Annotated in this window: 5 protein-coding genes, 16 tRNA genes and 5 rRNA genes (2 of these 26 only partly in view); 23 read left to right on the forward strand and 3 right to left on the reverse strand. The window is 47.4% G+C overall.

The genetic code is table 11. The features are described 5' to 3' along the window. The 19 genes from QNN06_RS02865 to QNN06_RS02955 all read left to right on the forward strand — a co-directional run. Positions 1-644 (forward strand): 16S ribosomal RNA (locus QNN06_RS02865) (it extends 906 nt beyond the left edge of the window). A 201-nt stretch (positions 645-845) separates the two neighbouring features. Continuing rightward, positions 846-3,780: ribosomal RNA gene (locus QNN06_RS02870) — 23S ribosomal RNA — on the forward strand. An 84-nt stretch (positions 3,781-3,864) separates the two neighbouring features. Continuing rightward, positions 3,865-3,981: ribosomal RNA gene (gene rrf / locus QNN06_RS02875) — 5S ribosomal RNA — on the forward strand. Together the 16S, 23S and 5S rRNA genes with 16 tRNA genes alongside form the textbook arrangement of a ribosomal RNA operon. A gap of 40 nt (positions 3,982-4,021) precedes the next feature. Continuing rightward, positions 4,022-4,096: transfer RNA gene (locus tag QNN06_RS02880), tRNA-Glu, on the forward strand. A 5-nt stretch (positions 4,097-4,101) separates the two neighbouring features. After that, a tRNA-Val gene (locus QNN06_RS02885) sits at positions 4,102-4,177 on the forward strand. Between the two features lie 19 nt (positions 4,178-4,196). After that, positions 4,197-4,272, forward strand: a tRNA-Lys gene (locus QNN06_RS02890). Between the two features lie 10 nt (positions 4,273-4,282). Then, positions 4,283-4,367: transfer RNA gene (locus tag QNN06_RS02895), tRNA-Leu, on the forward strand. Between the two features lie 10 nt (positions 4,368-4,377). Beyond that, a tRNA-Gly gene (locus QNN06_RS02900) sits at positions 4,378-4,452 on the forward strand. A 5-nt stretch (positions 4,453-4,457) separates the two neighbouring features. Continuing rightward, positions 4,458-4,546: transfer RNA gene (locus tag QNN06_RS02905), tRNA-Leu, on the forward strand. A gap of 13 nt (positions 4,547-4,559) precedes the next feature. Then, a tRNA-Arg gene (locus tag QNN06_RS02910) sits at positions 4,560-4,636 on the forward strand. 19 nt (positions 4,637-4,655) lie between these two features. Beyond that, positions 4,656-4,732: transfer RNA gene (locus tag QNN06_RS02915), tRNA-Pro, on the forward strand. Positions 4,733-4,749: 17 nt separating this feature from the next. Further along, positions 4,750-4,825: transfer RNA gene (locus QNN06_RS02920), tRNA-Ala, on the forward strand. Between the two features lie 21 nt (positions 4,826-4,846). After that, positions 4,847-4,923 (forward strand) — tRNA-Met (locus tag QNN06_RS02925). Positions 4,924-4,935: 12 nt separating this feature from the next. Continuing rightward, positions 4,936-5,028, forward strand: a tRNA-Ser gene (locus tag QNN06_RS02930). 161 nt (positions 5,029-5,189) lie between these two features. After that, positions 5,190-5,263: transfer RNA gene (locus tag QNN06_RS02935), tRNA-Met, on the forward strand. Positions 5,264-5,268: 5 nt separating this feature from the next. Continuing rightward, positions 5,269-5,345 (forward strand) — tRNA-Ile (locus QNN06_RS02940). Positions 5,346-5,365: 20 nt separating this feature from the next. Continuing rightward, positions 5,366-5,440, forward strand: a tRNA-Asn gene (locus QNN06_RS02945). Between the two features lie 12 nt (positions 5,441-5,452). Beyond that, positions 5,453-5,543: transfer RNA gene (locus QNN06_RS02950), tRNA-Ser, on the forward strand. A 10-nt stretch (positions 5,544-5,553) separates the two neighbouring features. Continuing rightward, positions 5,554-5,627, forward strand: a tRNA-Arg gene (locus QNN06_RS02955). Positions 5,628-5,806: 179 nt separating this feature from the next. On the opposite strand, the gene QNN06_RS02960 is transcribed toward QNN06_RS02955, so the two are convergent. From QNN06_RS02960 to QNN06_RS02970, 3 genes are all read right to left on the reverse strand, one after another. Beyond that, positions 5,807-6,619: a putative protein N(5)-glutamine methyltransferase gene (locus tag QNN06_RS02960; protein WP_284036932.1), complete on the reverse strand. Its 813-nt coding sequence runs from the start codon at positions 6,617-6,619 to the stop codon at positions 5,807-5,809. 72 nt (positions 6,620-6,691) lie between these two features. Beyond that, a complete protein-coding gene (locus QNN06_RS02965; protein ID WP_284036933.1) occupies positions 6,692-7,372 on the reverse strand; it encodes an SIMPL domain-containing protein in 681 nt (226 codons plus the stop codon). A 126-nt stretch (positions 7,373-7,498) separates the two neighbouring features. Beyond that, positions 7,499-8,038: a hypothetical protein gene (locus QNN06_RS02970; protein ID WP_284036934.1), complete on the reverse strand. Its 540-nt coding sequence runs from the start codon at positions 8,036-8,038 to the stop codon at positions 7,499-7,501. Between the two features lie 137 nt (positions 8,039-8,175). Between QNN06_RS02970 and QNN06_RS02975 the strand changes: the two genes are divergently transcribed. The 4 genes from QNN06_RS02975 to QNN06_RS02990 all read left to right on the forward strand — a co-directional run. Beyond that, positions 8,176-8,970 (forward strand): CPBP family intramembrane glutamic endopeptidase, encoded by a 795-nt coding sequence (locus QNN06_RS02975; protein ID WP_284036935.1) that lies wholly within the window; start codon positions 8,176-8,178, stop codon positions 8,968-8,970. A gap of 108 nt (positions 8,971-9,078) precedes the next feature. Next, positions 9,079-9,483, forward strand: a complete 405-nt coding sequence (locus tag QNN06_RS02980) for an SMI1/KNR4 family protein (protein WP_249367032.1) — start codon at positions 9,079-9,081, stop codon at positions 9,481-9,483. A 530-nt stretch (positions 9,484-10,013) separates the two neighbouring features. Beyond that, positions 10,014-11,563, forward strand: a 16S ribosomal RNA gene (locus QNN06_RS02985). Between the two features lie 201 nt (positions 11,564-11,764). After that, positions 11,765-12,500: ribosomal RNA gene (locus QNN06_RS02990) — 23S ribosomal RNA — on the forward strand; it runs 2,199 nt beyond the window's last position.

Genomic DNA, 12,500 nt, shown 5'->3' on the forward strand with positions numbered 1-12,500 from the left:
AAGGCTGAAACTCAAAGGAATTGACGGGGGCCCGCACAAGCGGTGGAGCATGTGGTTTAATTCGAAGCAACGCGAAGAACCTTACCAGGTCTTGACATCCTCTGACACTCCTAGAGATAGGAATTTCCCCTTCGGGGGACAGAGTGACAGGTGGTGCATGGTTGTCGTCAGCTCGTGTCGTGAGATGTTGGGTTAAGTCCCGCAACGAGCGCAACCCTTGATCTTAGTTGCCAGCATTCAGTTGGGCACTCTAAGGTGACTGCCGGTGACAAACCGGAGGAAGGTGGGGATGACGTCAAATCATCATGCCCCTTATGACCTGGGCTACACACGTGCTACAATGGATGGTACAAAGGGCAGCGAAGCCGCGAGGTGGAGCCAATCCCATAAAACCATTCTCAGTTCGGATTGCAGGCTGCAACTCGCCTGCATGAAGCCGGAATCGCTAGTAATCGCGGATCAGCATGCCGCGGTGAATACGTTCCCGGGCCTTGTACACACCGCCCGTCACACCACGAGAGTTTGTAACACCCGAAGTCGGTGGGGTAACCGTAAGGAGCCAGCCGCCTAAGGTGGGACAGATGATTGGGGTGAAGTCGTAACAAGGTAGCCGTATCGGAAGGTGCGGCTGGATCACCTCCTTTCTAAGGATATAAGCTGGACATATGAGCCAGACAATACATGTTTGTTTGATTGTTTCTTGTTTGTTTAGTTTTGAGAGAACAATCTCTCAGAACTTTCGTTCTTTGAAAACTAGATAATCGTATAGAAGAAGTAACCAAGTAAGAACCGAGTAATCGCCATTTTAGTTTTTCTCTCTTATTTTTAAGAGTAAAAACCTTTTAGGTTAAGTTAGAAAGGGCGCACGGTGAATGCCTTGGCACTAGGAGCCGATGAAGGACGGGACTAACACCGATATGCTTCGGGGAGCTGTAAGTAAGCGCCGATCCGGAGATTTCCGAATGGGGAAACCCACTGTTCGTAATGGAACAGTATCTTTACCTGAATACATAGGGTATTGAAGGCAGACCCGGGGAACTGAAACATCTAAGTACCCGGAGGAAGAGAAAGCAAACGCGATTCCCTGAGTAGCGGCGAGCGAAACGGGAACAGCCCAAACCGAAAGGCTTGCCTTTCGGGGTTGTAGGACACTCAACATGGAGTTACAAAGGAACGGGGTAGATGAAGCGGTCTGGAAAGGCCGGCCATAGAAGGTAAAAGCCCTGTAGTCGAAACTTCGTTCCCTCCTGAGTGGATCCTGAGTACGGCCGGACACGTGAAATCCGGTCGGAAGCAGGGAGGACCATCTCCCAAGGCTAAATACTCCCTAGTGACCGATAGTGAACCAGTACCGTGAGGGAAAGGTGAAAAGCACCCCGGAAGGGGAGTGAAAGAGATCCTGAAACCGTGTGCCTACAAGTAGTCAGAGCCCATTCATGGGTGATGGCGTGCCTTTTGTAGAATGAACCGGCGAGTTACGATTGCATGCGAGGTTAAGTTGAAGAGACGGAGCCGCAGCGAAAGCGAGTCTGAATAGGGCGAAATAGTATGTAGTCGTAGACCCGAAACCAGGTGATCTACCCATGTCCAGGGTGAAGTCCAGGTAACACTGGATGGAGGCCCGAACCCACGCACGTTGAAAAGTGCGGGGATGAGGTGTGGGTAGCGGAGAAATTCCAATCGAACTTGGAGATAGCTGGTTCTCTCCGAAATAGCTTTAGGGCTAGCCTCACGTAGTTAGAGTCTTGGAGGTAGAGCACTGTTTGGACTAGGGGCCCTCATCGGGTTACCGAATTCAGACAAACTCCGAATGCCAATGACTTATCCGTGGGAGTCAGACTGCGAGTGATAAGATCCGTAGTCAAAAGGGAAACAGCCCAGACCACCAGCTAAGGTCCCAAAGTATACGTTAAGTGGAAAAGGATGTGGAGTTGCTTAGACAACCAGGATGTTGGCTTAGAAGCAGCCACCATTTAAAGAGTGCGTAATAGCTCACTGGTCGAGTGACTCTGCGCCGAAAATGTACCGGGGCTAAACGTATCACCGAAGCTGTGGGTGGACACCTTATGGTGTCCGCGGTAGGAGAGCGTTCTAAGGGCGTTGAAGCTAGACCGTAAGGACTGGTGGAGCGCTTAGAAGTGAGAATGCCGGTATGAGTAGCGAAAGATGAGTGAGAATCTCATCCACCGTATGCCTAAGGTTTCCTGAGGAAGGCTCGTCCGCTCAGGGTTAGTCGGGACCTAAGCCGAGGCCGAAAGGCGTAGGCGATGGACAACAGGTTGATATTCCTGTACCACCTCTTTATCGTTTGAGTGATGGGGGGACGCAGGAGGATAGGGTAAGCGCACTGCTGGATATGTGCGTGTAAGCAGTTAGGCTGGTGAATAGGAAAATCCGTTCACCATAAAGGCTGAGCTGTGATGCCGAGGGAATTATAGTACCGAAGTTCCTGATTCCACACTGCCAAGAAAAGCCTCTAGCGAGATAAAAGGTGCCCGTACCGCAAACCGACACAGGTAGGCGAGGAGAGAATCCTAAGGTGAGCGAGAGAACTCTCGTTAAGGAACTCGGCAAAATGACCCCGTAACTTCGGGAGAAGGGGTGCTTTTTGGGGTGAATAGCCCCGAAGAGCCGCAGTGAATAGGCCCAGGCGACTGTTTAGCAAAAACACAGGTCTCTGCAAAGCCGCAAGGCGAAGTATAGGGGCTGACGCCTGCCCGGTGCTGGAAGGTTAAGAGGAGGGGTTAGCGCAAGCGAAGCTCTGAATCGAAGCCCCAGTAAACGGCGGCCGTAACTATAACGGTCCTAAGGTAGCGAAATTCCTTGTCGGGTAAGTTCCGACCCGCACGAAAGGCGTAACGATCTGGGCACTGTCTCAACGAGAGACTCGGTGAAATTATAGTACCTGTGAAGATGCAGGTTACCCGCGACAGGACGGAAAGACCCCATGGAGCTTTACTGTAGCCTGATATTGAATTTTGGTACAGCTTGTACAGGATAGGTAGGAGCCTGAGAAGCCGGAGCGCCAGCTTCGGTGGAGGCGTCGGTGGGATACTACCCTGGCTGTATTGAAATTCTAACCCGCACCCCTTATCGGGGTGGGAGACAGTGTCAGGTGGGCAGTTTGACTGGGGCGGTCGCCTCCTAAAATGTAACGGAGGCGCCCAAAGGTTCCCTCAGAATGGTTGGAAATCATTCGCAGAGTGTAAAGGCACAAGGGAGCTTGACTGCGAGACCTACAAGTCGAGCAGGGACGAAAGTCGGGCTTAGTGATCCGGTGGTTCCGCATGGAAGGGCCATCGCTCAACGGATAAAAGCTACCCTGGGGATAACAGGCTTATCTCCCCCAAGAGTCCACATCGACGGGGAGGTTTGGCACCTCGATGTCGGCTCATCGCATCCTGGGGCTGTAGTCGGTCCCAAGGGTTGGGCTGTTCGCCCATTAAAGCGGTACGCGAGCTGGGTTCAGAACGTCGTGAGACAGTTCGGTCCCTATCCGTCGTGGGCGCAGGAAATTTGAGAGGAGCTGTCCTTAGTACGAGAGGACCGGGATGGACGCACCGCTGGTGTACCAGTTGTCTTGCCAAAGGCATCGCTGGGTAGCTATGTGCGGACGGGATAAGTGCTGAAAGCATCTAAGCATGAAGCCCCCTCGAGATGAGATTTCCCATAGCGTTAAGCTAGTAAGATCCCTGAAAGATGATCAGGTTGATAGGTCAGAGGTGGAAGCGCGGTGACGTGTGGAGCTGACTGATACTAATCGATCGAGGACTTAACCAAGTCATATTAAGTAAGGCAAACTCGTTTTTACTATACTTCTTCTTCATTATCTAGTTTTGAGGGAATGAAAACCTCTAAAAATAGTCTGGTAGCAATAGCGAGAAGGTCACACCCGTTCCCATCCCGAACACGGAAGTTAAGCTTCTCAGCGCCGATGGTAGTTGGGACGCAAGTCCCTGTGAGAGTAGGACGCTGCCAGGCTAAGCCCTTATAGGGCTATTATTTTGCCTAAATTTATAATGGCCCCTTGGTCAAGCGGTTAAGACACCGCCCTTTCACGGCGGTAACACGGGTTCGAATCCCGTAGGGGTCACCATTTACGGAGGATTAGCTCAGCTGGGAGAGCATCTGCCTTACAAGCAGAGGGTCGGCGGTTCGATCCCGTCATCCTCCACCATTTATTTTTTTGCATTTTTGAGCCATTAGCTCAGTCGGTAGAGCATCTGACTTTTAATCAGAGGGTCGAAGGTTCGAGTCCTTCATGGCTCACCATTTAAAGTTTGCGGGTGTGGCGGAATTGGCAGACGCACCAGACTTAGGATCTGGCGCCGCAAGGCGTGGGGGTTCGACTCCCTTCACCCGCACCATTTAAATATTGCGGAAGTAGTTCAGTGGTAGAACACCACCTTGCCAAGGTGGGGGTCGCGGGTTCGAATCCCGTCTTCCGCTCCATATTTGCCGGGGTGGCGGAACTGGCAGACGCACAGGACTTAAAATCCTGCGGTAGGTGACTACCGTACCGGTTCGATTCCGGTCCTCGGCACCATTTATTAAATAATGCGCCCGTAGCTCAATTGGATAGAGCGTCTGACTACGGATCAGAAGGTTATGGGTTCGACTCCTGTCGGGCGCGCCATCAAATTTAATTCAACTTTCGGGAAATAGCTCAGCTTGGTAGAGCACTTGGTTTGGGACCAAGGGGTCGCAGGTTCGAATCCTGTTTTCCCGACCATTCTCACTAAAATCAATGGGGCCTTAGCTCAGCTGGGAGAGCGCCTGCTTTGCACGCAGGAGGTCAGCGGTTCGATCCCGCTAGGCTCCACCATTAGATTTAAATATGTAATTTGGCGGTGTAGCTCAGCTGGCTAGAGCGTACGGTTCATACCCGTAAGGTCGGGGGTTCGATCCCCTCCGCCGCTACCAATTTATTATTTCGGAGGAATACCCAAGTCCGGCTGAAGGGATCGGTCTTGAAAACCGACAGGCGGGTTAAACCGCGCGGGGGTTCGAATCCCTCTTCCTCCGCCATAAACATTTTATTCATTATCGCGGGGTGGAGCAACGAGCGTTGCTTCTGTGAATAGTCTGCGAGTTGTATCAATCGAGCTGCTGCTTGAATAAGCTTTCTGAGATTGATACAGTCCTACGTTAGCTTTTAGCATGGCGTAAACTTAATACTTTCTTATTATCGCGGGGTGGAGCAGTCCGGTAGCTCGTCGGGCTCATAACCCGAAGGTCGCAGGTTCAAATCCTGCCCCCGCAATATATGGGCCTATAGCTCAGCTGGTTAGAGCGCACGCCTGATAAGCGTGAGGTCGATGGTTCGAGTCCATTTAGGCCCACCATTATAAATAATTCTAATTGTTCCGCAGTAGCTCAGTGGTAGAGCATTCGGCTGTTAACCGAACGGTCGTAGGTTCGAATCCTACCTGCGGAGCCATTTTTTTTTTATGGGGAAGTACTCAAGAGGCTGAAGAGGCGCCCCTGCTAAGGGTGTAGGTCGGGCAACCGGCGCGAGGGTTCAAATCCCTCCTTCTCCGCCATAAATATCATGCGCCTTTAGCTCAGCTGGATAGAGCATACGCCTTCTAAGCGTACGGTCAGAGGTTCGAATCCTCTAAGGCGCGTATTTCAAACTTTAAGCAACTCAATAGTATCAATGGTTTAACGAAGTTAGGGGGAAATAAAGATATTCTAACCTGAATGAATTTCTCCGAAAAGACGTTAAGCAAAAACCTCCAAATACGATGTTTGGAGGTTTTTTTATGCAAATCCCAAGTTTATTATGAAGATTTGCTTTCCGTATTTATTCTGGTAAGGGTTTGGTACCAATTACTATAGTAGAGTCTAGTTCGCCATAGTGTACCAAATGTGGTATTAGCCCATTTTGAGAGAAAATTTCAACGGTTTGAGGTGCCTGCATTTTGCTCGTCTCAATCAATAAGTGCCCTCCGGTTTTCAGCCAAAGGGGTGCTTCTTTTGCTACTCTTCGCTGAATGTCAAGTCCATCAACTCCCCCGTCAAGCGCCACATTGGGTTCATGTAGACGGGCTTCTTGGGGAAGCAGCTTGATTTGGTCTGTAGGAACGTATGGTGTATTTGCTACTAGGATGTCCACTTTCCCACGAAGTTTAGAGGGGAGAGGCTTATAAAGGTCACCTTCATAAACTTGACCACCAAGGCTGGTAACATTACGGAGAGCACAGTGAACTGCAATAGGGTCAATGTCGATTGAGTGCAAATTAATCCAACCCAGATCTTTGGCAATCGCGACACCAAGTGCGCCAGAACCGCAGCAAAGGTCAACAACTGTGACTCCAGGTATAGAAAAAGCAACTGCCTGGTGGACGAGAAACTCAGTACGACGGCGGGGGACGAAGACTCCAGGTTCTACTTCTATCCTGTGCCCACAGAACTCCGCCCAACCGAGGACATACTCAAGAGGAGAACCGTTTATTCTATTATTGACCATATTGGAGAGGGCATCCAATGACCTTGCCTCAGCAAGAAGAAGCTCAGCCTCTTCTTCAGCGAAAACACACCCAGCAGTCCGGAGTCGTTTGATTATACTTATTTTTATTTGGTCATTATTAAGAAGCTTTTTTCCTATAAAAACCACCCAACCTTCATAACGGCTTTTTTAAATAGTTTAGTGGATTTTTCAAAAGCACTTTGTGAGTGCTTCAAACTATTAAAAATATGAAAACTTTGCCTGAATGGACGCGGAAATTTTAAGTTTACCAGGCTGGATCGGCGTTGCAGCTTCACTTTTGGCAAACATAGCAGTTTGCAAAGGAATGATTGGTGAAGTTTGGCCCAATTCTTGTATCGAAAATGGAACCTTATTTAGCGTTACTCCCATCTCCTTAGTTAGTTCTGCAGCTTTAAATTGAGCATCATTGAGGGCAAGTGCCAATGCTTGACTGTAGTAGTTCTGTGGATTTTTCACTTTAAATTCAATATTTGTAACAGTATTTGCCCCATTTTTAACCGCAGTATCGACAATGAATCCGGTCTGATTTATTTCATCATTTAGGACTTGAAGCAAATGGACCACTCTGTAACCTCGTAATGTTTGTTTACCATTTTCGTAATCATATACCATTTCGATTCGGTAATCTGCAGTCTTAATATTCTCCTTTGAAATCCTTAAGCTTATAAGTGACTGGATCACTTTAGTCATTTTTTCATTATTTTCTTGTTGGGCAATTGTAAGATTCATATTCTCCGAATTCACACCTAATGTAACTATGGACATGTCTGGAGCAGCAGTTACCGAACCTTCACCTGTTAGTTCCAAGGTATTTTGACCATTTCTAGAAAAAGCCCTCCATTCAGGCTGTGCCCGCATCCATGGGTTTTGATAATACATTTGAGCACTCCTTTCCTTAAAAACTCCCTCCATTTATTGTATTAGGAAGAGAAGATTAAAATGGATAAAAAATTCTCGTGCCACCATAATGAGGATGAAGGACATATTTCAATGAGGTTTTCACCGCTATTTTTTTGCTCTCAGCGTTTTAATCGCTTTTATAAGAAGTATGACATAGCCTGCCATCAATCCATACCCAATTACTATAATCAAGAATGGTACATAGTCCGGAGTGGTACCTGAATCGGTAGACATACCGGCTAAAAAAAGCGGTCCAATCGGCAGCATAATGATACCTGGTCCAGAACTGACCACAAGCAATGCGCCAAGGCCAATCACAATCCATGGCCAAATCGGTTTTTTCGTTTCAGAAGAAAGATTGTTTAATAGTTTTTTTTCTTGCAAAGATTCAAGCTCATAGGCCTTTTTAGCCCGATTATAATCCCGCAGCGCATTATACGCCCGCTTTATTCCCCATGCCGTAACAATGAGGATGCAAAGAGAAATTGCCGCGAAAATCATAGTGAAGAAACTTAACTCATCTGCCTTCCAAAAGGGCATGAAAATGATAAAGAGCATTCCTGGAAGGGCCGAAATCAAAAATAATGCACCGCCAATGAGGACAACCCATGCCCATATTGGCTGCTGCTGGTTAGAAGGACGCATGACTAAACTCCTTTATTTTCTAGAATGCTTCTATCATAATATAATTGTGGTAAAAAATGAAATAGTTTCCTATAGTTGGGAATGGATTTAATTTAACTGGTGCGTATTGAAGAAAAACATTAAAAAGGAAGTGACACATGGTTTATTTCGTCAAAACGATTGTTGGTTTTATTATTTTAGATGTGTATTTGAATGTCGGAATTGCAAGAGCAGGTTCATTTTGGGTTCAGGTTGTATTGGTCCTCCTGTTTTTTCCGTTATTGAAAGGAATTCTGTTTTTAACAAGAAAGGATCTTCAAAGCATTGGAATCAGCTTTCATCCAAAATGGTGGAGGAATATGATGCTGGGGTTTGCGATTGGCTTTTCCTTTTGGCTAATCAAGTACATAATCGAATATGTCCTAAATGGATATGAGGTTACGGGTACAATGCCGTTTTCACAAATGATTCTTTCCCTGCTCATGATCATGCTGACGTTTTTCGTAGGTTCATTTTTAAACGATATCATCGTTCGGGGATATGTATTTGGTCATTTAAAAGGAAAAATACCGATGAAATGGGTGTTTATACTTTCTCTTGTGCTCTACGCACTTGATGATTCGTGGAATGAAGGGTTCAGCCTCTCCAACACATTCTTTTCCCTTCTTCTTGGACTTTCTCTCACCTATGCCATTTATAAAACCGGCAGCATCTGGGCTGACACAGGAATTCACTGGGGACTGAATGTTTGCTACGGAATCTTTAACGGAACGCTAGGAAGTACTGGAGGAGGAATTATCATAACAAAAGACGGTCCCCAAACCATGATACTAGAAGTTATCAGCTACATCATACCACTGCTCATGTTCCTGTTTTTATATTTGGTAAGAAACAGGTTGAGGCATAGGGACGGTTCTACTGCATCATTTTTGTCAAAAGAAATAAATTGGTGAGTGACAATCGTCCCTGTTCACCTTGCGTTTTTAAGATTAAAAAGGTGGGTGATCATAGTGGTTTTATGGAAGCGGACGAATGGTCCGATGAATCTGGAGCAAATTTAAATGATTGAGCGGTTTTTAAACATTGCCTTCCCAAAGGAGTATGTGACTTGCGTCATGGCTCATGATGGGGGGCACCCGGAGCCAAATCGGTTTGATACCGCGAAAAGAAAAGGATATGTCATGGATCGTTTATTAACCTTTAGGGAGGACCCTGTCGGTTTACTTAGCACGATATACTATTGCAAAGAGGCTTTGCCTCATGGGGTAGTGCCGTTTGGATATGAACAAACCGGTGATATCATCTGTTTCGATTTTAAGGATAATCCTAAAACACCAAGCATCGTTTTATGGAAACATGAGCTTGCACCGGAAGAAGAGGATGTGGGAAGCCAGGAGGAAATGAGGAGAATTGGGTTGGAATATATGAATAATTCATTTATTGAATTTATTACATCCCTATATTAATAATCTTATATACAAATGTTATAAAAACCGCTGCATGTGTATTTGATGTTTTTTTACTCTTGTTTTAATATTAAAAAATGAGTAGGTTTAATTGCCTGCTCATTTATTTTTTTAAAAGAAAAACTTTAATATACTCTACCAAAAATGCCAGTACCTCCAGAAGAGCAGCATGGGAAATTTCAATATGACTAAGGTATCAAAACATTGACACAGATAAAATATTCTAGTAATATAATATTTGTCGCTGAGAGGAATTAACAAAAAGCATTTTGTCTCTAGAAAAATAGTTGACTTTTAAAAATAGATTTGTTAGAATTAAATCCTGTCACTGAAACAAGTTAATACTTCAAAAAGTGGTTGACTTTCAAGTGGGCAGATGATATATTAATAAAGTCGCCTTTGAGTGACGGAGTAAGATGTTCTTTGAAAACTAAACAAACAAAAACGTCAACAAACAATAATTATCATGTTTCTTCTATTATATAAAGAACATGAGCCAACGTAACAATTTTGAGCTAATCAACTCAACTTTATTGGAGAGTTTGATCCTGGCTCAGGACGAACGCTGGCGGCGTGCCTAATACATGCAAGTCGAGCGAATCACTGGGAGCTTGCTCCCGGTGGTTAGCGGCGGACGGGTGAGTAACACGTGGGCAACCTGCCTGTAAGACTGGGATAACTTCGGGAAACCGGAGCTAATACCGGATAATTTCTTCCCTCGCATGAGGGAAGGTTGAAAGTCGGTTTCGGCTGACACTTACAGATGGGCCCGCGGCGCATTAGCTAGTTGGTGAGGTAACGGCTCACCAAGGCGACGATGCGTAGCCGACCTGAGAGGGTGATCGGCCACACTGGGACTGAGACACGGCCCAGACTCCTACGGGAGGCAGCAGTAGGGAATCTTCCACAATGGACGAAAGTCTGATGGAGCAACGCCGCGTGAGCGATGAAGGCCTTCGGGTCGTAAAGCTCTGTTGTCAGGGAAGAACAAGTATCGGAGTAACTGCCGGTACCTTGACGGTACCTGACCAGAAAGCCACGGCTAACTACGTGCCAGCAGCCGCGGTAATACGTAGGTGGCAAGCGTTGTCCGGAATTATTGGGCGTAAAGCGCGCGCAGGCGGTCCTTTAAGTCTGATGTGAAAGCCCACGGCTCAACCGTGGAGGGTCATTGGAAACTGGGGGACTTGAGTGCAGAAGAGGAAAGCGGAATTCCACGTGTAGCGGTGAAATGCGTAGAGATGTGGAGGAACACCAGTGGCGAAGGCGGCTTTCTGGTCTGTAACTGACGCTGAGGCGCGAAAGCGTGGGGAGCAAACAGGATTAGATACCCTGGTAGTCCACGCCGTAAACGATGAGTGCTAAGTGTTAGAGGGTTTCCGCCCTTTAGTGCTGCAGCTAACGCATTAAGCACTCCGCCTGGGGAGTACGGCCGCAAGGCTGAAACTCAAAGGAATTGACGGGGGCCCGCACAAGCGGTGGAGCATGTGGTTTAATTCGAAGCAACGCGAAGAACCTTACCAGGTCTTGACATCCTCTGACACTCCTAGAGATAGGAATTTCCCCTTCGGGGGACAGAGTGACAGGTGGTGCATGGTTGTCGTCAGCTCGTGTCGTGAGATGTTGGGTTAAGTCCCGCAACGAGCGCAACCCTTGATCTTAGTTGCCAGCATTCAGTTGGGCACTCTAAGGTGACTGCCGGTGACAAACCGGAGGAAGGTGGGGATGACGTCAAATCATCATGCCCCTTATGACCTGGGCTACACACGTGCTACAATGGATGGTACAAAGGGCAGCGAAGCCGCGAGGTGGAGCCAATCCCATAAAACCATTCTCAGTTCGGATTGCAGGCTGCAACTCGCCTGCATGAAGCCGGAATCGCTAGTAATCGCGGATCAGCATGCCGCGGTGAATACGTTCCCGGGCCTTGTACACACCGCCCGTCACACCACGAGAGTTTGTAACACCCGAAGTCGGTGGGGTAACCGTAAGGAGCCAGCCGCCTAAGGTGGGACAGATGATTGGGGTGAAGTCGTAACAAGGTAGCCGTATCGGAAGGTGCGGCTGGATCACCTCCTTTCTAAGGATATAAGCTGGACATATGAGCCAGACAATACATGTTTGTTTGATTGTTTCTTGTTTGTTTAGTTTTGAGAGAACAATCTCTCAGAACTTTCGTTCTTTGAAAACTAGATAATCGTATAGAAGAAGTAACCAAGTAAGAACCGAGTAATCGCCATTTTAGTTTTTCTCTCTTATTTTTAAGAGTAAAAACCTTTTAGGTTAAGTTAGAAAGGGCGCACGGTGAATGCCTTGGCACTAGGAGCCGATGAAGGACGGGACTAACACCGATATGCTTCGGGGAGCTGTAAGTAAGCGCCGATCCGGAGATTTCCGAATGGGGAAACCCACTGTTCGTAATGGAACAGTATCTTTACCTGAATACATAGGGTATTGAAGGCAGACCCGGGGAACTGAAACATCTAAGTACCCGGAGGAAGAGAAAGCAAACGCGATTCCCTGAGTAGCGGCGAGCGAAACGGGAACAGCCCAAACCGAAAGGCTTGCCTTTCGGGGTTGTAGGACACTCAACATGGAGTTACAAAGGAACGGGGTAGATGAAGCGGTCTGGAAAGGCCGGCCATAGAAGGTAAAAGCCCTGTAGTCGAAACTTCGTTCCCTCCTGAGTGGATCCTGAGTACGGCCGGACACGTGAAATCCGGTCGGAAGCAGGGAGGACCATCTCCCAAGGCTAAATACTCCCTAGTGACCGATAGTGAACCAGTACCGTGAGGGAAAGGTGAAAAGCACCCCGGAAGGGGAGTGAAAGAGATCCTGAAACCGTGTGCCTACAAGTAGTCAGAGCCCATTCATGGGTGATGGCGTGCCTTTTGTAGAATGAACCGGCGAGTTACGATTGCATGCGAGGTTAAGTTGAAGAGACGGAGCCGCAGCGAAAGCGAGTCTGAATAGGGCGAAATAGTATGTAGTCGTAGACCCGAAACCAGGTGATCTAC

The organism is Neobacillus sp. 114 (genome assembly GCF_030127045.1).
Taxonomy (GTDB): domain Bacteria; phylum Bacillota; class Bacilli; order Bacillales; family Cytobacillaceae; genus Neobacillus; species Neobacillus rhizophilus.